The sequence below is a fragment of the Lysinibacillus sp. NPDC095746 genome (assembly GCF_044763535.1).
Classification (GTDB): domain Bacteria; phylum Bacillota; class Bacilli; order Bacillales_A; family Planococcaceae; genus Lysinibacillus.
The window spans coordinates 73,273-93,224 of the sequence record NZ_JBIWGL010000014.1 but is presented as its reverse complement, the minus strand read 5'-3'; the positions used below and the strand labels follow the sequence as shown (position 1 = coordinate 93,224).

The 19,952-nt window shown below is 35.1% G+C and carries 20 protein-coding genes and 1 pseudogene; 11 read left to right on the top strand and 10 right to left on the bottom strand.

The window, feature by feature from the left end:
• Nucleotides 1-171: 171 nt before the first annotated feature.
• Both ACIQ7N_RS12295 and ACIQ7N_RS12290 read right to left on the bottom strand, forming a co-directional pair.
• Complete coding sequence (locus ACIQ7N_RS12295; RefSeq protein WP_402932370.1) at nucleotides 172-1,092, bottom strand: S-layer homology domain-containing protein; 921 nt, start codon at nucleotides 1,090-1,092, stop codon at nucleotides 172-174.
• A gap of 100 nt (nucleotides 1,093-1,192) precedes the next feature.
• Nucleotides 1,193-1,897, bottom strand: coding sequence for a YjjG family noncanonical pyrimidine nucleotidase (locus tag ACIQ7N_RS12290; RefSeq protein WP_402932367.1), 705 nt, complete (start codon nucleotides 1,895-1,897; stop codon nucleotides 1,193-1,195).
• Nucleotides 1,898-2,249: 352 nt separating this feature from the next.
• Here ACIQ7N_RS12290 and yfkAB point away from each other — a divergent pair, with 352 nt between their 5' ends.
• On the top strand, nucleotides 2,250-3,362 hold the full coding sequence (yfkAB, locus tag ACIQ7N_RS12285; RefSeq protein WP_402932364.1) for a radical SAM/CxCxxxxC motif protein YfkAB: 1,113 nt from the start codon (nucleotides 2,250-2,252) through the stop codon (nucleotides 3,360-3,362).
• 212 nt (nucleotides 3,363-3,574) lie between these two features.
• Here the strand turns inward: yfkAB and ACIQ7N_RS12280 are convergent, their stop codons facing one another.
• The 3 genes from ACIQ7N_RS12280 to ACIQ7N_RS12270 all read right to left on the bottom strand — a co-directional run bounded on the left by ACIQ7N_RS12280 (nucleotide 3,575) and on the right by ACIQ7N_RS12270 (nucleotide 5,518).
• A complete protein-coding gene (locus ACIQ7N_RS12280) occupies nucleotides 3,575-3,727 on the bottom strand; it encodes a hypothetical protein (RefSeq protein WP_402932361.1) in 153 nt (50 codons plus the stop codon).
• Nucleotides 3,728-4,017: 290 nt separating this feature from the next.
• A complete protein-coding gene (locus ACIQ7N_RS12275) occupies nucleotides 4,018-5,019 on the bottom strand; it encodes an LLM class flavin-dependent oxidoreductase (RefSeq protein ID WP_402932358.1) in 1,002 nt (333 codons plus the stop codon).
• 73 nt (nucleotides 5,020-5,092) lie between these two features.
• Entirely contained in the window at nucleotides 5,093-5,518 is a 426-nt protein-coding gene (locus ACIQ7N_RS12270; protein ID WP_248716236.1) for a hypothetical protein, read from the bottom strand.
• Between the two features lie 215 nt (nucleotides 5,519-5,733).
• Between ACIQ7N_RS12270 and ACIQ7N_RS12265 the strand changes: the two genes are divergently transcribed.
• Nucleotides 5,734-6,501, top strand: a complete 768-nt coding sequence (locus tag ACIQ7N_RS12265) for a TSUP family transporter (RefSeq protein ID WP_402932354.1) — start codon at nucleotides 5,734-5,736, stop codon at nucleotides 6,499-6,501.
• Nucleotides 6,502-6,626: 125 nt separating this feature from the next.
• Here ACIQ7N_RS12265 and ACIQ7N_RS12260 read toward each other — a convergent pair whose 3' ends face one another.
• A complete protein-coding gene (locus ACIQ7N_RS12260) occupies nucleotides 6,627-7,310 on the bottom strand; it encodes a YqeB family protein (protein WP_402932351.1) in 684 nt (227 codons plus the stop codon).
• A gap of 449 nt (nucleotides 7,311-7,759) precedes the next feature.
• Here ACIQ7N_RS12260 and ACIQ7N_RS12255 point away from each other — a divergent pair, with 449 nt between their 5' ends.
• The 8 genes from ACIQ7N_RS12255 (at nucleotide 7,760) to ACIQ7N_RS12220 (ending at nucleotide 15,974) form a co-directional block, all read left to right on the top strand.
• Nucleotides 7,760-8,278: an RNA polymerase sigma factor SigV gene (locus ACIQ7N_RS12255; RefSeq protein ID WP_402932348.1), complete on the top strand. Its 519-nt coding sequence runs from the start codon at nucleotides 7,760-7,762 to the stop codon at nucleotides 8,276-8,278.
• A complete protein-coding gene (rsiV, locus tag ACIQ7N_RS12250; RefSeq protein ID WP_402932345.1) occupies nucleotides 8,271-9,152 on the top strand; it encodes an anti-sigma-V factor RsiV in 882 nt (293 codons plus the stop codon). The genes ACIQ7N_RS12255 and rsiV overlap by 8 nt, the downstream gene beginning before the upstream one ends.
• Nucleotides 9,153-9,526: 374 nt before the next feature.
• Nucleotides 9,527-10,651 carry an endospore germination permease gene (locus ACIQ7N_RS12245; RefSeq protein ID WP_402932342.1) on the top strand — a complete coding sequence of 375 codons (1,125 nt, stop codon included), beginning with the start codon at nucleotides 9,527-9,529 and terminating at the stop codon, nucleotides 10,649-10,651.
• The gene (locus ACIQ7N_RS12240; protein ID WP_402932339.1) at nucleotides 10,651-12,111 is read left to right on the top strand and encodes a spore germination protein; all 1,461 of its coding nucleotides are present in this window, start codon (nucleotides 10,651-10,653) and stop codon (nucleotides 12,109-12,111) included. The genes ACIQ7N_RS12245 and ACIQ7N_RS12240 overlap by 1 nt, the downstream gene beginning before the upstream one ends.
• Nucleotides 12,108-13,268, top strand: coding sequence for a Ger(x)C family spore germination protein (locus ACIQ7N_RS12235; RefSeq protein ID WP_402932336.1), 1,161 nt, complete (start codon nucleotides 12,108-12,110; stop codon nucleotides 13,266-13,268). The genes ACIQ7N_RS12240 and ACIQ7N_RS12235 overlap by 4 nt, the downstream gene beginning before the upstream one ends.
• Nucleotides 13,269-13,776: 508 nt before the next feature.
• Complete coding sequence (locus ACIQ7N_RS12230) at nucleotides 13,777-14,538, top strand: TerC family protein (RefSeq protein WP_402932333.1); 762 nt, start codon at nucleotides 13,777-13,779, stop codon at nucleotides 14,536-14,538.
• Between the two features lie 187 nt (nucleotides 14,539-14,725).
• Nucleotides 14,726-15,358, top strand: a complete 633-nt coding sequence (locus ACIQ7N_RS12225; RefSeq protein WP_132359823.1) for a Bax inhibitor-1/YccA family protein — start codon at nucleotides 14,726-14,728, stop codon at nucleotides 15,356-15,358.
• A 106-nt stretch (nucleotides 15,359-15,464) separates the two neighbouring features.
• Complete coding sequence (locus ACIQ7N_RS12220) at nucleotides 15,465-15,974, top strand: ferritin (protein WP_248716244.1); 510 nt, start codon at nucleotides 15,465-15,467, stop codon at nucleotides 15,972-15,974.
• A 252-nt stretch (nucleotides 15,975-16,226) separates the two neighbouring features.
• Here ACIQ7N_RS12220 and ACIQ7N_RS12215 read toward each other — a convergent pair whose 3' ends face one another.
• The 4 genes and pseudogenes from ACIQ7N_RS12215 to ACIQ7N_RS12200 form a co-directional block, all read right to left on the bottom strand.
• Complete coding sequence (locus ACIQ7N_RS12215) at nucleotides 16,227-17,534, bottom strand: DUF4179 domain-containing protein (protein ID WP_402932329.1); 1,308 nt, start codon at nucleotides 17,532-17,534, stop codon at nucleotides 16,227-16,229.
• Nucleotides 17,535-18,044 (bottom strand): sigma-70 family RNA polymerase sigma factor, encoded by a 510-nt coding sequence (locus ACIQ7N_RS12210; protein WP_402932326.1) that lies wholly within the window; start codon nucleotides 18,042-18,044, stop codon nucleotides 17,535-17,537.
• A gap of 360 nt (nucleotides 18,045-18,404) precedes the next feature.
• A pseudogene (locus tag ACIQ7N_RS12205) lies at nucleotides 18,405-18,552 on the bottom strand (CPCC family cysteine-rich protein); the annotation flags it as partial.
• Between the two features lie 113 nt (nucleotides 18,553-18,665).
• Nucleotides 18,666-19,184 (bottom strand): hypothetical protein, encoded by a 519-nt coding sequence (locus tag ACIQ7N_RS12200; RefSeq protein WP_402932323.1) that lies wholly within the window; start codon nucleotides 19,182-19,184, stop codon nucleotides 18,666-18,668.
• 234 nt (nucleotides 19,185-19,418) lie between these two features.
• Here ACIQ7N_RS12200 and ACIQ7N_RS12195 point away from each other — a divergent pair, with 234 nt between their 5' ends.
• Entirely contained in the window at nucleotides 19,419-19,757 is a 339-nt protein-coding gene (locus tag ACIQ7N_RS12195; RefSeq protein WP_402932320.1) for a transglutaminase domain-containing protein, read from the top strand.
• Nucleotides 19,758-19,952 lie beyond the last annotated feature (195 nt).

The window sequence follows — 19,952 nt, the reverse complement described above, 5'->3', positions numbered from 1 at the left end:
ACTAGCGTCAGCGTAGCGTCAGCGTAGCGTCAGCGTAGCGTCAGCGTAGCGTCAGCGTAGCGTCAGCGTAGCGTCAGCGTAGCGTCAGCGTAGCGTCAGCGTAGCGTCCAGCGTAGCGTCAGCGTAGCGTCCAGCAACAACGATTACGCTTTGACGAAATTGATACTATAATTACAATCTTCCAGCTGCACTTAAAGTCATTGCTAACATTTTAGCAAATTCTCCACGGGTAATAAATTGATTTGGCAATAGATTTGTATTGGTATCTAGAGCACCGATTGCATACAAAGTCTCAGTATGACGCAATGATTCCTCTTGGAGATAATAGCTATCCTGATAAGGTAAAATCACATACTCTTCTTCTTGGACAAAATTAACAGCTTCTAATGTTCGACCAAGCATTAAAATTGCCTGTTGGCGTGTGATTTTGCCATTTGGATCAAATATAGTTGGCGTTTTTCCGTTTATGATTCCTAGCGAATGCAACGCACCAACATAACCGTTATACCAAGATTTTTTAGCATCTATGTCTTTGAATTGTTTTGTTTGTACTTGTTGAAAGCTAAATGCGCGAGTTAATAATGCACTAACTTGTGCACGTGTAAGGGAATCATTGACACCAAAGTTATCAGCTGTTTTACCTTGAACGATGCCCCTCCTCGATAAAGTACTAATATACGAACTATACGTTGATCTTCCTATATCACGAAAATAATTAGGCGGTGAATTATCAAATTTTAATTCTGCATTATTATGAATAATGGCAATTACTCGGTCATTTAAATCTCGATAGGCAACCGGCTCCAACGCCCCTTTTTTAACAATTTGTTTTAAGACCCCATCCTGACCATTTTTAAAAATTTCTACTTCTAATGGCTGCCGGTTATTGACAATATTTGCTTTAACACTAAAAATATCGCCTTTTTCTGATGCATTAAGTGTAGCACCATATGCAGAATACACCGTCATATTTGGCGTTTTCATATGTACATAACTAGTCGGCTCTTGATAGGCATGTGCCTGCATTGGAATGGTCAATGATATACTTAACAATCCAACCAATACACCCTTTGAAATTTTTCCTTTCATCATATTTCTCCCTTCTTTCATCTAACACAAAATTGTTCTATTCAAAAACTAAACTTTAATTGTTCGAGCTTACGAACAGTTAAAGCGTATTATAAATATTTACCTAAAAAATCGCTACTTTGTAATCTAACAACAAGTGTAAATCATGAAGCTTTTTAATTTCATATTGTGGTTGAATATCGCTTGTATTTTCTATACCACGTATATTAAACCAGCATGTATCAATACCAGCTTGTAGTCCTCCTTTAACATCAGATGTTAAGGAATCACCAATAATCAAGGTTTTATCTTTATTTATATTATCAATACGTTCAAAAACATAATCGAAAAAAGCGGGCATTGGTTTTTGATAGCCTGTTTGCTCCGAGATAAAAATCCCTTCGAAAAATTGTGCTAAATTTGCATCCTCTAGTCGTTTATTTTGGGTAATTGTTTTGCCATTTGAAACGACATATAACGCATAGTTATCTGCAAGCTGTTCAATTACTTCGTAGGCACCGTCTACATAATGATGTGCCTCTTTCAAATATTTTTGAAAAATCGCCTCAAAATACTCTCCATCTACATCTAAGCCGAATTCCTTAAAAGCAATTGAAAATCGAGTGTTATGTAGTGCTTCTTTAGACAACTCACCACGTTCAAAAGCACGCCACATAGATTCATTAATCTCTTTATAACGAGCAATCATCATTGGAGTTACTGCAATATTTTCCTGTTTAAATAAACGGTCAAGTGCTGCATTTTCAGCTAAGTCAAAATCTAATAATGTGTCATCCACGTCAAACAATAATGTTTCATACTTAGTCATGTCATTTCCTACTTTCTTTGGTGCTGTATTACCATATCACTCCTTCTATCATATCGTTTTTTGAGAAAAATAACAGTAAATCTATCTAATTTTAGGAAATCTCACGACCGCTAATTCGATCCGTCGCCTTTGGATTGCCTTCCGTCGATGTCGGAGTTCTTTCCGTCGCTCTAAGACTTCCTTCCGTCGGTTGACCCTGGCTTTCCATCAAAGGTAAGTTGTTAAAAGTTTTTCCTTCATTGAGTAACAAAAATGATCATCTTGCCAAAAAATAGCCCTTTCGATAATTTCATATTTGAAAATAACTGCGAATATGAGACAATAGGGTGCTAGAAAGGAAGATGTACCAATTATGAAGACCCTACAAAAAATTACGCCGGCCTTTGATCCATGGGAAGCGTATTTAGATGTTGAACAACATGGGCATATGACCCTATCAAATATTGAATTCACAACAACGACCCTTTGTAATATGCGCTGTGCACACTGCGCAGTTGGCTATACATTACAAACGAAAGATCCTGAAGCTTTACCAATTGAGCTAATTATAAAGCGTCTAGATGAAATTCCACACCTTAAAACAATTTCGATCACTGGTGGAGAACCGATGATGTCTAAGAAATCCGTTCAAAACTATGTATTGCCTTTATTGAAATATGCGCATGAACGTGGTGTCCGAACACAAATTAACTCCAACCTAACATTGGAACCAGAACGTTATTTACTGATTGCACCGTATTTAGATGTGCTACATATTTCGCATAACTGGGGTACGATCGATGAATTCGTCGAAACAGGCTTTGCCATGATGGAGCGAAAACCAACTTATAAACAGCGTGCAGCTTTGTTCCAACGTATGATTGATAACTCAAAAATGCTAGCGGAACACGGTGTAATGGTATCAGCGGAAACTATGTTAAACAAAAAAACTTTACCTTACTTAAAGCATATCCATAACCAAATCATCAACGAAATGAAATGTGCACGCCACGAGGTGCATCCGATGTACCCTTCAGATTTTGCTAGCGCCCTTACGTCTTTATCACTTGAAGAAACTCGTGAGGCGATTCATCATCTACTTGATATTCGAGATGAAAACACTTGGATGCTATTTGGTACGCTACCTTTCTATCCATGTAGTATGAATGAAGAAGATCAAAAGCTTCTAAAACGACTAAGAGAAGAAAAAAACGTGACGATGCGTAATGATCCAGATGGTCGCTCTCGCTTAAATGTCAATATCTTTACAGGTGATGTCATTGTAACAGACTTTGGCGACACACCTGCGCTAGGCAATATTGTAAACGACGAGTTACCAGTGATTTTCGATAAATGGATGGCAACAGATTTAGCGAAATCACTAAACTGTCACTGTCCAGCAGTAAAATGCTTAGGCCCTAACGTTCTTGTTCAAAATATGTATTATAAAGATACGAAATTTGTTAGTGGCTCTGCTAGAGTTTAAAATGGAAAATGTCCAATGCAAATGTATGCATTGGACTTTTTTTATAAAATATATTACTTTTACCTTGAAAAATTATCTATACCTTTACTCTTTAGTACGTGAGATCAATTTCTATGGCTAATACTTTCACCATTCAATCGATAGGAGTCATTCAAACTTGCTAATTCTCTTTTAAAGGTTTTAATACGTATGAATTCAGACTCTTTATTCTCTCAATCTCTCCTCTCGATAAAGCCTAATAAATTCATTATTTCTTCAAACGGTTCATGCCGTTTAAGTAATTTTTTCACTAACTGTATTCGCTCTTGTTTACGACCTTGTTCTCTTCCCTTTTTGATTCCATCAAGTGTAGCGGGCTTCTTCATATACTATAACCGTGACTGCTAAGCAAAAACAGGGGAATTTTCATCTTTCATAAGCTAACGCTCCAATTCACGATATATGGTTGTTATAATGTTGGCATCGATCCATAAGTTTATATCAAAAAAAGCGATGTTCCCGTACTGAACATCGCTTCTTTTTTGTTATTTTTCACAAAACTGCTGATATTTCTACCACCACAACTCTATTTTTCTTTTGTACTGATTCATAGATTTTTCGCTAAAGCTACTCTTGTTGATTAGAAGGGTTTACGTAAGTACTCCCGCGGCTAAAACTAGGTGGTTCTTAACAATTCCTTCGCAATTAGCGTATAAGTATTCATGCGACTTTCTAGTGCATATTGATTGCAATTTAGCATCACTTCGTCAAATCCATAAAGCTCTTGCTCTGCTACTAAAAATTCTGCGACTTCTTTCGGAGTTCCGACAAGATTGGCTTTTCGATTATTGGCGATTGTCATTTTATCCAATTCTGTAAGTGGATAATCCTTTGCTTCCTCTGGTGATATCGCTTGAATAATTTGACCCTTCATGAGATGAAGACGTGTAATATCAATCGGTTTCGCCAAATATTCCGCTTCCTCGAGCGTATCTGCAACTGTCGCTGCATAAGTAACGATAATTTGTGGCTTCTCCATGTAATAGGAAGGTATAAAGTAATCTCTATACGTGTCAAATATATCCTTTGACATATTGCCAGTGAAAAATTGTGCATATGAATAACCTACACCAAATCGACCTGCCTGCATAGCGCTTTGACCACTTGACCCAAGTAACCAAGCTTCAGGTAATTGGATATTCGCTGGTGCCGCAATTACTTGATCATAGACTTCTTCCCCTGTTTTTTGATTATTCATTAGTTTTAATATTATTTCGAGCTTATCGTACTGCTCTGTAAATCGTTGTCTCCGTCCCTCTGCTAGTGCATAAATTGAGGCATGATCACCGCCAGGCGCTCTGCCGACGCCAAAATCAATACGATTTGGCGCTAAGCCACTTAATGTTTTAAAAACCTCGGCCAACTTATATGGAGAATAGTGCATCATCATAACGCCCCCTGTACCGATTCGAAGACGTTTTGTTTTTGCTGCTAAGAAAGCAGCTGTAACTTCGGGAGCTGAACTTGCCAGTGAATGACTATTATGATGCTCTGCTAACCACATACGATGATAGCCAAGCTCTTCACCTAAAAGCGCTATTTGTTCTGTACGCTGAAAGGCTTCCTCAGCAGTATGATCTTTAGGAATAGGCATTTGATCTAAAATACTTAATCTCATTAAAAACACCCTCTCTGTCTAAACACTCCCCTCTACTGTAATATAGGAAGATCTTTTTACAAAGCAAAAGACCTTACTCATAGGCTAGCCGCTTTGAATGCCATGTTTCATAAACCATGCCAATAAGCAACCGGGTTTGTACGGGACTCAATACGACATCATTAAATTTCATTGCATATGCAGTAAATTTCTTTGTTTGTTCATCCACTACGAATTGTAAAATGGCATGCCCTTTCTCACCTTCAAATGTAATATCACCCGATAATTCGACAACATGCTCACCTGTTTTTGCTTGGTAATACCGCCAATACGGTTCAAAAAATGCGTAATTAAATGCATTACGAACAGATACATCTGAAAAATTCCCCAAATATCCTTCTTTTACTATATCGATATATTCATTATCAGTTATATCTTTTTTGGCATTATATACATATCCAACAAGTAGCCCCATAAACACAACGCAAATAAATACTCTTATATGATTCCCTAAACTCAAATGCTATCACGTCCCCTTTACGCAAAAAACATTATCACCTACATATTACATTAAAAAATACACACAAAGTAGAATATTTTTGATTTTTGTAGAATTTTAAAATATTTAAAAATATCTAATTGTCAAAATTGATAGAGAAATACAATTTAAGCTATTTACAGTCCCGTTTCATTTCGCTACTATCAAATTATTATTATAGAAAAGAGATGACCACCGTGCCTTTCGATTTAGATGTAAGCAATTTACTCATTCTTATTTTTTTGGGCTTTCTAGCAGCATTTATTGATTCTGTTGTAGGAGGCGGCGGACTTATTTCATTACCCGCACTTATGTTTGTTGGTCTTCCACCATCTGCAGCCGTGGCTACCAATAAATTAGCGGGCACTATGGGGTCATTAACGAGCACCATAACATTTTATCGCTCTGGAAAATTGGATATTAAAGCTGTTTATAAATTGTTCCCTTTCGTTTTTATAGGTTCCATGCTTGGTGCATGGATTGTCCATCTTATGGACCCAAGCGTTCTAAAGCCGCTAATGCTTGTCATGCTAGCAGCTGTGGCTATTTATACTATTTTCAAAAAAGACTGGGGTAGCGTTTCTACCTATAAAAAACTGACGCCTAAACGTTACGCATTTTTCGTAGTAATCATTACCTTAATTGGCTTCTATGATGGCTTTTTAGGGCCAGGGACAGGCTCGTTTCTACTGTTTGCCTTTTTAATAGTTGGTTTTGACTTTTTAAAATCAGCAGGCAATGCAAAGTTTTTGAATTTCGGAAGTAATATCGCCGCCCTTCTTATGTTTATATACTTAGGGCAAATAAATTATGCCTATGGTTTACCAATGGGACTTGCACAAATTGCTGGGGCAATCGTTGGTTCTAAATTTGCCATTAAACGTGGTAGCGGATATGTACGTAATTTATTTATCGTTGTGACAATTCTATTACTGTTAAAAAATACATATGACTATTTTTCATGATTCTTTTTATCTTTAAAAACGAAATAAAGCGGTGCAATTATATGAATTGCACCGCTTTAGTGGTTTGTATATATGTTGTTTTACAATGGTCAATTCTCAATTTTTGAAGAGGCCATTTTTGTCGTTTATCGATAATATTGACTTTTATTTTTTTCTTTTACAGATACTCTTAGCTTCCAAAGCTCTTTAGCTAACTGAAATACTTCTTCATCATTCCCATCTTCAATCGCTACTTTTCTTGCTTTTAATAGAGCATTTGCAGCAGGTGATAGCTCAGGACAATCCAGTACCCATTTTTTATAATCTTCTATAAAAGGTGCCGTATCACTCCAAACATAATTATGTTTTAAAAATGCAGCACCAACTGTATTTCTATTAAGCTCTTGTTTATAACGAAACAGCTCTTTCTCATCATTACCTAATAGTACTATTTGCTTTCCATCTATAAATACAAGTGAAATATCTTCCTTTTTTAAGATCGTTTCATCATCTCTAAGTTTTAACATAACTTTCTCATCGTAAATAGTCATTTCTAAGCTTTCATGAAAAGAAAATAATGTCACCATAATTCCCGCAAACAATCCAAGAACCATTGTGATAAAACCTACCCATGCTCCATTATAAGAGGCAATTAGATTTAAAGGCCCTTGAAAGGGTACCCATGGTAAAGTAACAGCCCATTTAGCAATACTTGGAAGGAACCAACCAAGCACTAAACCGAGTAGTGGGAAACCAAGCCACAAGATCACTTTATCGGCTTTGGAAAAATTCAACAATGTATAATTATTATCCAAACTTTTATTCATCATTTCACCTTTAATTATTTAATTTTAGGTAAATAATAACACTAGATTAATATACTGTCAAAATAATTTGACATCCCCCTAAAAATCCCCAACATTCTCCAACAGTTATTTCAATAATTTCAGAAGCTCTACTTCCTGCTCAAACAAAGACTGCTCAACGACACTTCCAATTACACCCAAGTCATTTTTTCCCCTTTCTTAGCACTAGCAAAAGGTTTATAATTTGCTATGATTTTTCGCCAAATTAACATGGACGGTAAAGTGTAACTTTCATCTGCGGAGGTTTTTTTATTCCCACAGATTGTAAGTCTTCACTATTGGGTTTTACGAATTATTTTCCTTTGATGTAAAAAAAATAAGATAAGTTTTTTATACTATCAACTTTTTTTCCCCTTTCACACGTCTAGTAGTTGTATACAATTTGAAAATGTTATAAAGGAGCTTCTTTGGACATGAAAACAAGAAATGCATTTCAACATGAAGAGGAGTTTGTCCAGTTAATTCGTGAACAGAAAGAGCGTTTTTATTTGCTCGCGTATAGCTATACGAAAAATGAACAGGACGCACTTGATGTCGTACAAGACAGTATTCAAAAAGCAATGCTTTCTCTAGATCGACTAGAAAATGTCGAGTATATGAAAAGCTGGTTTTACAAAATCGTCGTACGTACATCTATAGATTTTTTACGTAAGCATAAACGCTTACAAGTAACAGATGATGATACATTGCATTATTTAACACCTGCACAAGAGGATGTCTACGAAAACGTTGATTTAGAGCATGCGTTAGAAGACTTACCCGTAATGTACCGTGAAGTTGTTATTTTACATTATTTCGAAGATTTAAAACTCGCTGATGTTGCAAATATTCTTAACATTAAGCTGAGTACTGCTAAATCACGTCTTTATAAAGCGCTAAAACTATTGAAAATACAGTTGGAAGATGTGAAGGGAGAAACAGCACATGGATGAAAAATTAAAAGAATTAGAAAAACAATATAATGAGGTATCTATTCCAAAGGAGCTTGATTTTGTGGTTGAAAACGCATTAAAACAAGGTAAAAAGAACAGAAAAAAAAGAGCACCACAATGGTTGCTTGGATCTGCGGCAGCCGCGATGCTTTTTACAGCTGGTTTAAATGTCAGTCCTGCAATGGCACGAACACTTTCAGATATTCCTGTTGTTGGTAGTGTCGTAAAAGTCTTAACTTGGACTGAATATGAAGTAAAAGAAGAGACATACGATGCAGACATTAAAGTACCTTCTATTGAAAACTTAAAAAATAAAGATCTTGCTAATGCTTTAAATGAGAAATACCGTTCGGAGGGCAAAGCTCTTTATAATGACTTTATTGCCGAAGTTGGTGATTTAAAGGCTAACGGTGGCGGCCATTTAGGTGTAGATAGTGGCTACGACGTAAAAACAGATAATGACCAAATCTTGTCGATTGGTCGTTACACTGTCAATACAGTAGGATCCTCTTCTACAACGATGCACTACGATACGATTGATAAACAAAATGAAATTTTAATTACACTGCCAATGCTATTTAAAGACGATAATTATATTAAAACGATCAGCGATAACATTATCGAACAGATGCGCAAACAAGCCGCTTCCGACTCAGATAAAGTATACTGGGTAAAAGGTGCAGGGCATGAAGAGGTTACGGAAAACTTTACAGCTATTAAAGCAGACCAGCAATTTTATATTTCTGATAAAGGGAAACTTGTGATTTCCTTTGATAAATATGAAGTGGCACCAGGCTATATGGGCGTAGTAGAATTCGAAATCCCAACAGATGTCCTTAAAAAGGATCTTGTAAGCTCTAATTATATTCATTAATCATTTGTAATAAAGTGAAATATTAATCCGTGGGGTTTTCTATACCCACGGATTATTAATTCTTCACCAAACGGGCTTTTATGGGCAGTAAGTCTCCTCACTTCTTAATGTGAGGAGACTTACTGCCCTTTAAGTATTTCTATAAAAAATTTTTTCATAAACTAGTCCGGAATCGGCTTTAACTTCTAAATGACTCGAAACCGCTTTCACCTCACCACCTTTAAAGGTGGGAACTTCTGTAGCTGACGTTTTGCTTTCGTTACCAACTGCTGCAGGAAGTTAAAATTCTCTTTTCAGAGTAGTTTGTCATACTTATAATCCCCTCACTTTTTGTCTAAGCTAAAATGTATCAATTAACGTTAGAGGGTTTTTATATGAAAGGCGTAGGATCGATTAGTATTTTACATGTTGTCTTTTTATCTATGACTGTTATTGGCTTAAAAAATCACGTGACAATTATTCCCCCAATACTCGACGTTGTAGGGAGAGATGGTTGGGCATCTGTATTAATGGCTACTGTTATTATATTCTTCTGGCTATTTCTTTTAGTTTATATTCAAAAAAAGACGAATCAAGAACCTATAAGAGACTGGTTAGATGGGAAAATCGGGAAAATAGGCTCAACGATTGTCATCTATATTATCGTTATTTATTTACTCATTTTAGCTGCATTTACAATGGTTGAAACATTGCAATGGGTAAACACAACGTTTTTACCTGAAACACCAGTCATTATATTATTACTCATTTATACGATTCTTTGTATTTTACTCGTTACAACTAGCTTACAAACCATTGTTATGTTAAATGTCTTTGTATTATTTGGTGTAGTAGTCTTTGGTTTTTTTGTCGCATTTACAAATATACAGGTAAAAGAATATGAGTTATTACGTCCATTTTTTGAGCATGGATTCCACCCCGTTATTAAAGGGATGGTTTACCCAGCATCAGGATTTATTGAATTAATCATACTGTTATTTTTACAGCACCAATTTAAAGATCGTCTTCGTTGGTATCATTTTAGCATCATACTTTTCATTTTAATGGGGCTTACTTTAGGTCCACTCCTTGGAGCAATTGCAGAATTTGGTCCTACCGAAGCCGCAAAGCAAAGATATCCTGCCTACGAGGAATGGGGACTAGTTTCAATTGGTCGCTATATTGAGCATCTTGACTTTTTCTCTATATACCAATGGCTTACAGGTACATTTATACGAGTTAGCTTCCTCTTATATGTTATAGCGGATTTATTGAAAATGACTGGGGCCCCAAAGCAAATATGGAGAATGATAGGTCCACCCTTCTTTCTACTGTGTCTACCGCTTATTATTTTAAATGAAAACATATTTTTGAAGGTGAAAGGGAACTATATATTAACAGTAACTTTTATTTTCTTTTTTCTTCTGTCAATTTTTTTCGTACTAGTTGCGTTCTTTTCGGGAAAGTCTCCCCAAAAAAAGAAATCTGAAAAACAAGAGATGGAAAGTGGTGAATCATAATGCCTCAGCAGGAGAAGGCGATAGATCTAAACACCTTAAAAAAACTTTTTCAAAAATCAGCAGATATTCAATTTCAGGAATATACATTTAATCAAAAAAAGGTTCAATTCATTACCTGTGATGCAATGATAGACCAGCAAATGCTCAATGAAGTCATTATTCGGCGTGTTCAGTACCTTTATGACAATTTAGCTGATACAACCTTTGAAGATAATATTACACAGCAACTTCATGTCCCGACTCTTCAAAAAATCAAAGATAAAGAAGAAGCCATTACCTTTGTATATACTGGTTTCCTACTGCTTTATTTTGAAGAGGAAGAACTTTTATATGCTAGTAATATTGCTAAAAAGCCTAATCGAAATCCTGAAGAAACGAGGATGGAAGTTCTCGTTAAGGGACCAAGGGATAACTTTATTGAAGACATCCGGGTCAACATTGCACTATTACGAAAACGTTTACCTACGAATTCTTTTTGTGTAGAAAAAATGGAGTTAGGCAAACGTTCGAAAACAAGCGTGGCTATTCTTTATTTTGATGATATTGTCGATATGGATATTTTACACGGAATTAAAAAGCAACTGACAGCTGTAGATACAGATATTGTCTTTAGTGGAGATATATTAATGGAGCGGATTAATAAAAACTCCAAACTTTTCCCAAAATTCGATTACACAGGACGACCCGATTATGCTATTCAGGCTCTAATTAGAGGACGCTTTCTTATTTTCGTCGATGGTGTAGCATATGGTGTCATCACACCGGTTAATTTATTTTTATTATTAAAATCCGCTGAGGATAATGAATATCCCATCGTTTTCAGTTCTATAGAACGACTTTTGAGGATCGTTGGCATTTTAATCGGTTTGCTATTGCCTGCATTTTGGCTCTCTTTGACGACCTATCATCAAAATCAGCTACCATTCCAGCTTTTAGCAACCGTCGTCCAATCAAAAACAGGTTTACCTCTCCCTTCCTCACTCGAAATGCTAATCATGCTACTTATGTTTGAATTGTTCCGAGAAGCCGGCTTACGTCTGCCTTCTGTTATTGGTGGTACGATAAGTGTAGTTGGAGGTTTAATTATTGGTGATGCAGCCATTCGCGCTGGTGTGACAAGTCCAGAAATGATTGTCGTTATAGCGATCTCTACAATTGCATCATTTACTCTTGTGAACCAATCTCTTGTCACAACCATCAGTATATTGCGTATTGCGTTCATTCTTGCCAGCGCTTTCTTTGGTTTATTTGGCTTTTTCATCTCACTTTACTTTACACTTCTTTACTTATGTAACATCCGAATTTACGGTTATTCTTACATGAATCTTGCAACAGATTTAAATTGGACAACTATTAAAAAATCGATTTTCCGCTTATCACCAAAAGGCTACGCCGAGCGTAATAAAGCACTTGCACCCCAAGATAACACTCGTACATCTAAAAGCAGGAAGAAGCAATGAAGAAAAAAATTATTATATTATCAAGCTTAGCTACTTCGCTCCTTCTTTCAGGATGTTGGGATGTTTATGAAGCTCAAAGAATGTATTATGTAGATGGTCTTGGTATTGATTATAAAGATGGTCAGTATGTAATATACATGCAATTAATTAACTTCACCCATGTTGCAAAATTCGAGTATCCTAATCCTCAAAAAACAGTACAGGCTGAGGTTGGACACTCTAAAGGAAAAACAATGGAAGAAGCACTTTATAAATTATTTCAATCCGTCGACCAAAAAGTGTTTTGGGGGCATATGACATTTATTATTTTCTCCGAGGAAGCGATGAAAAATAAAAAGGCCCTCTCCGTTATAGACACTGTCTTGCGGTATAGGGAAACAAGGTATCAAATATGGACCTATTGTACACAAGATTCTATAAAAGACATCCTTCTTCTAACGCCGATTTTGAATACATCTCTAATATCATCAAAGCTTAGTACTCCTTTAGATACAGCCGATAAAGAAATATTCGTCGAGCCCGTTAATTTTCGAAATTTAGTTATTGGCTTAAATGAACCAAATCACGAAATTGGTATCCCTTATGTAACGATCAGTAAAAACTGGGAAACTGCAGAGCAACAAGGTCAGGAAACTGCCTTAACAGGGGTTGGGGTACTTTCTAAAAGTGGGTTTAAAGGCTTTATTAAGAATGATGCCGCAAGAGGCATGCAATGGATGCATAATAGAACGCACCGAGGTCAAATAACGTTTAAAATAGAGGGTGACGAAACAGATTATTTGACAGCAACATTGGAAAAAATAAAAGTAAATATTGAACCACTAGTTAAAAATGATCAAGTAACATTTGATGTCCATGTAAAAATAAATGCAATTTTAAATGGTTTTAAAACGAATATTTCTGAAGATGAATTAAGAAAAAAGATTATAAAAGAAGTGAAGAAAGAAATTCGAACAACGTATAAAGAAGCATTAGCGAAAGATATTGATATTTATCGACTTTCTGAACAGCTATATCGAAAAAATATTAAAATGTGGAAAAAAATAGAGAAAGACGGAAAGATTCCATTAACACCTAGTTCTATTAGTAAATTAGAAATAGACGTTAACCAAGTAAATCCTGGCCGTAAAACATTTACGGGAACATTTAATGAGTAATCTTAGAGGATATTTTATTTTGGATTAAATATAATAAGACTTTATTTATTCATTTTTCACATTCCATTTATCTTGCTATTCCTGAAGGAGTCACCTAGTCGTTAATTATTTTTATCCAATCCACAAAAAAATATTTAAATAGCCTTCCCTGGCAACAACCGTCAAAACATTTAACATATCTTCACATTTTCATTTGCAATTGATGCTCAGCATGCTATAATTCATGTATAAAGAATTGAATAGCTTTTGACAATTATGTCAAAGGGGAGTAGCTAGCAGATGTAAACAAAGCATCTGATTTCACATTCGTCATTACATGGTTATTTACCATCGGGTGTGAAGGCATATCTTGGCGTACAGGTATTCTGTGCAACAACCAATTAATTAGCTTAGCAAGACCTTTGCCTATTTTTTTAGGCAGAGGTCTTTTTATTTTGCCTAAAAAAGCAAAGAATAAGTTAAAAGCAATTTATTCATTTCTGTTCAAAGTATAAAGGAGGAAATACATTTGGAGGCAATTTTACTAGAATACGCATGGGTCCTTGTCGTATTAATTGTATTAGAAGGTTTATTAGCAGCCGATAACGCCGTAGTTATGGCCGTTATGGTTAAGCATTTACCAAAAGATCAACAGCAAAAAGCACTGCTATATGGTTTAGTGGGAGCATTTGTTTTTCGCTTTGCGGCACTATTTCTTATTACAACGCTCGTTAACTTTTGGCAAATCCAAGCTCTAGGTGCTGCCTATTTATTAATTATGTCAACGAAGCATATTTATGATTCCCGGAAAGCCAAACAAAATCCCGAGGAAACGCAGGACAATAAAAAACAATCTGGCTTCTGGATGACCGTACTAAAGGTTGAGTTTGCTGATATTGCCTTTGCCATAGATTCAATATTAGCTGCTGTCGCCATCGCTGTTACACTACCTCATATCGGAAATTTCGATGTTGGCGGCATTAATGCTGGGCAATTCGCTGTGATGTTTTTAGGTGGTATTATCGGTGTGATTATGATGCGTTTTGCTGCTCGTTGGTTCGTGAAAATACTCGATAATTATCCATCACTTGAAACAGCTGCCTTCTTAATCGTTGGTTGGGTTGGTGTAAAGCTGGCTGTTTTAACTTTAGCACACGAAAAACTAGGTATCATCCCACATGAATTTCCACACTCAACAGTTTGGAAGTCCATTTTCTGGATTGTCTTAATTGCAATTGCACTTGGTGGCTATTTAGTTGGTGTGAAAAACCAAAGGAAAAATTTAAAATAATGCCTAATATATTACCCGGTCTAGCGAAGGCCGGGTATTGTTTGTATGATCATATCCCGGATACTTGGTAACCAGTCATCACCACATGATGATAATAATACATATTTTTTTATAGTTGAATCTTTTTCAATGTTGATTCGTATGTTACTATATAAAAGTTATTTTACAAAAGAAAGGATTTTTCTATATGGCGTATGCTAAAAATCAAAACTTAAATAAGATCTTAAAACACTTTGCTTTTATGTGGGTATTAACCGTTGTCGGAATGTACATAGCAACATTATTACCTCCTGCAATTGTCATGCCAATATCCATTATTGCGCTTGTACTTCTTATCATTGTCATCTTTGTACGAAACCTGAAGCTTGCTAATTCCATTATGTATACAATCCCCTTTTTAATGGGAATTTTACTATTTTGGACAACACAATTCTACATTGTAGAGCTAGGGCAACAGCTTGTTTTACTTGTTTTCGTAGCGACTGTAGCTATTTTTATTGTACTAGCATTGATAGGTATGATGATGAATAAAGACATTTCCAATTGGGGAAGCTATTTATTCACCGTATTAATCGTCGTTATTGTATTTTCATTAGCCTTTATGTTTTTCCCTGTAAGCAACTTGGTCGCATTAATTATTGCAGGAATTACTGTACTACTTTTTAGTCTTTATACGGTTTATGACTTTAACCGAATCCGACATAATCACGTTTCAGATGATGAAGTAGTAGGCATGGCTTTAAATCTATACTTAGATTTCATTAATTTATTTGTCAATCTTTTAGAGGTCATTTGGCGTTTAAAAAATGAATTTGATTAAATTTCCTAATTGAGAATAAAAATCAATTAAATTGCCACACTTGCCTTCTTCGCTGTATACTAAAAGAGATGCAGCAGGTATTTACTGCAAAGGGAGGAAAACTTTTATGTTATCTGAAAAACTACACACAGCACTAAACGAACAAATGAATTTTGAATTTTACTCTGCGCATGCTTATATGGCGATGGCGGCATATTGCACAGATCAAGATTACGATGGCTTTGCCAACTTCTTTTTAGTACAGGCTGAAGAAGAGCGCTTCCATGCAATGAAATTTTATAATTTCCTAAGCGATATGGGCTACCGTGCAACAATCCACGGCTTCGATAGCCCAGATAATCATTTCGAGTCTATTTTACATGCCTTCAAAACTGCCCTTTCACACGAGAAGGAAGTGACTCGCCGTATTTATAATCTATCGGATATCGCTTTAGACGAACGTGAGCATGCGACAATGGCTTTCTTAAAATGGTTCATTGACGAGCAAGTGGAGGAAGAATCAACATTCGACACGTTAATTCGTAAAATTGAACGCATTGAAAATGATTCTAACGCCATCTTTATGCTTGACGCTGAATTAGCGACACGATCATTTACACCAGATGCTGAAGCTTAAAATTTACTAGTAAATTGAGTCATTTTTTATTCCTCCTCAATGTTTTAGTCTTACTTAACATTTACGCAGGAAGAATAAAAATGACTCTTTTTTTAACATAGTTATATAGACTTATTCAAAGGTACCACTATAATTAAGAAACTAAGAAACCCTACTTCTTCGTTTGGTTTTAAAACAGAGCCTAATAAAAAAAGAAATGCTAAAAACTAACATTTCTCTTTTTACATTTATTTCGGCACCGAAATTCCACCTCTATTTCAGTGGAATATCAACTGTTTGAGTTCCATCTAAAAAGTTTTCATAATGTGAGAAATAGATGCGAACTGGATTGACGACTCCCTTCATGTCATATGTTTCGGTTTGTTCGATTACGTATTCATCAGTTCGATGATAACTTGCTGAATTACTATAAACAGTTTCGCCATTTGCATCTATTGCTGTACCAAGTAAACCGATATTTTTATTTTCATATGAAGTTGGAACATTTATAGTTATCATGTGCTTATTAACTTGAACTTTTAAGCCTGGGAGAGGTGGTTTCGATAGAACTTTCTTTTGGTTAAAATCTACCTCTATAAAATCTTGCCCTTTCGGCAATGCTTTTACTTTTCCAATGGATAATGTTAACTTTTTAGGCTCTCTAAAATAATTACTTTGCATAAAGAATGTCTCTTCCCCATCGATAAAATTCCCTGTAGCTGTTATGCCATTATTAATCGTCGTCCATTCCTCCCCTCTTTCATCCAATAAACGAATATCATCAAATCCTAAAATACGCTGATCATTATGTGGATCGAGAGCGATTGTAACACCTGTACGGAGCGGTGAAATAGATACAGACTTGATGGTGATTTGCTGACCTTCAAAGCTCATTTTTTCATTCAATACATAGACCTTTGTTTTCGCTATTGGCTTTTTAAGTGAGAATGGGATCGTAAACTCTGTTTGTTTTTCATCTGCAAATTGTATATATAGTTCAAAATTAGCATTGTCATAATTTATAGGATTTTTAAATGAAGCCACAAATTTATCTTCAATCAAAGATGTTTCTTTTTCGCTATACCAACTGTAACTTATTCCAGCGGGTAATACCTCACCATTTAGACGGAGCTCCATTTTCTTGGTTGCTAAATCATGAACATCGAACGGTGCCGAAAATGTATAAGGCAATATCATACCTGTTTCATCAGCAATAACTCCTTGAAGTGTAAATGATACACCGTTTTTCGTTTGGGACAATCCTAGTTCCTCATAATAGTTGTTATGGAGTATATCTTTGACCCCTTTATCAAACGTAATCATCTCTACTAACGGCGCAAAGCCTGGGATTTTTGCGATGGCACTCGCAAAAGCTGGAGATACACGGATAGACGTTACAAAAAGTAGCAGCAATGCACAAGTAACAGCAATGCCTTTCCATATACGGTGTCGATTACGCTTTTCTTTTTGGAAGCGTATGACACTTTTCCGATGCGACTCTTCTAAATGCTCATGTGGTATATCAATTTTCGCTAATTCTTTGACAAAAATATCATAATCATGCTTTTCTACCTGTTTCATCTATAGCTCTCCCTTCTCCTTAAAATATAGTTTTAGCTTTTTCAATGCCGCATGTAACCTTGATTTCACAGTTCCTTCTGGAACATTTTGAAGTCTAGCGATATCTTGATTTTTATAATCTTGAAAATATTTCAGAAAAATAAGCTCTTGCTGCTCTTTTGGTAGCTTTGTAATAATATCTGTCATTTCAAAGCGCTCATAATTGGGGGCATTATCACTAATTTCTATGTCTTCCTGCAATTCAAGACGTCTGCTTCTTTCACGCATATCATGGCAAATATTAAGTAAAATTCGGACAAGCCACGTACTAAAATAATCTGGTTCTTTTATGGTATGTATCTTTTTTAGGCTTCGATATGTAGCTTCTTGTATTGCTTCAATGGCATCATGTTCATTTCTTAAACAAGCAAATGCCATACGGTACATCGTCTGTTCATATTGTTTTATTAGATGTAAAAAAGCATCTTCATCCCCAGCTATCGCACGCTTCACCAATGTTTGTTCATCCATCACATACACCCCCCTTCTACTTATTAGACAGTCAAGCCGACATTTTCGTTCGATTTATTTTTAATTATTTTATCAATTGTAACAAATTTCATTTTCATTTATATTCTGTATGTATTACCTCATAAAATAGAAGTTAAAAAAAGGGCTTCTTTGATTGTTGCTGTTAAAACATAAAAACAGAGTTAATCTACAAGATGTGTAGAATCAACTCTGTTTTTATGTTTTTCTTAAATTGAATATTTCACTAAAGTACTCCGTTAGCTCCGTTAGCTGAATAACTCTCCTCTGTAATAAACGTTTCTAATTAGGTTCTTTTTCGTCTTTCTCATTAAGTTTTCTTACAAACTCAATACACCTTTACTCAGAAGCCCCAAACATAATAAATTTTTATGGTGCTTGTCTCAAGGATGGAATGTTAGCTCCTCCGCTCATCAAATTGAACTCCATATAAGTCCCTGGGGGTCTCGTCTAATATTCTATATCCACAACAAGGACAAGTATATTTCATATAATCTCTTCGCTCTTTTTTAACCAAATCTTATCATACTTCTTATTGAACTAAACTACTTCAATAAGAAAAACGGCTCCTATAATAATTTTAATTTTTTGAAATTTTAGTATTCATCGTGAACTAGATACATATTTGTCAAAGTAATATTCAAATATCTTATAAATGACTTGTACTTCACTAATATTTATCTTAAGAAGATTTTGAACATCTATTACTTGAATTTCTTCTAAACCTTGACTGTATTTGGAATTTTCATAAGCATTAAGCAGGTCATAAAAAAATTCACAATGGATTGAACAATGGGAACCGTCACTATACCATCCAGCACTAAAAAGAAAACTTGCCCAAGATATTTGACGTTGTTTATATTTTAAAAATAAACAAGCCAAGTAGAAATCATTTAATTCAGGAAAATTTTCAAAGGGTTCCGAATTTGCAAATTCCTTTACAATTCTTTCTGCACCGTTTTGAAATTTTGTTAATGAAAGTTCTATAATCCAATAAGGAGGACTTTCAGATTTATCTATAATTTCATCACAAAATAATAAATAGTGCTTATATGTTATTAAGCCAGCTTCAAGCATCTCCCCCATTTTCCAAGCAAGAGATTTGTTCAAATTAATTTGCAATACTATCCCTCCCCTTTAGTTTCTTTAAAATTCTATACTAACATCATTTTAACAATAACTCACTACTGTTGCTTAACTAAACTGCACTGTTTGTTGAATTTAATATATATACTAACCACCCCCATGTTATTTATTAACATATAATTACAAATAAAAAATACAATAGAAAGGGTTTATGTTTATGGGGTTTGATTTGAGTCTGAAAATTCAGGTGATTTTTTACTTGAATTAGATGTGGTTGATTACTCAAATTCAATTATTAAAGAAAAAATTGAGGAATTTTTTAACTTAACTAAAACAGAAACTGCTTTTGAATTTGTACGTGATGAAATATCACATTCTTGGGATATTCAAGGGGAAAAAGTTACTTGTCACGCCTTAGATGTATTGAAGTATAAACAAAGGTATTTGTATGAAAAATCAAACCTTTTAGCAGCATTATTACGCTCGCAAGGAATTCAAACAAATTTCTGTTATCAGCATTTAATGTTGTTTGATACACCAGAAAAAGGATATTCGATTCATGCTTTGAATACTGTATATTTAAAGTCCAATAAAAGTAACTATGATTAAATGCTTGCGGAAACAAAATGAGTCTTAATGAAGAGGATTATTCTATTATTTTTGCAAAAACCAAACAATAAAACCATTGCTCTATTTAAGGAGCATACTGATGCTTTGGAAACATTATTTACCTGAAAGGATTTAGTTATTTCACTAATAGGGACTTTAATCATTGAAAAAGCTCCTAAAAAAGAGAAACGCCCA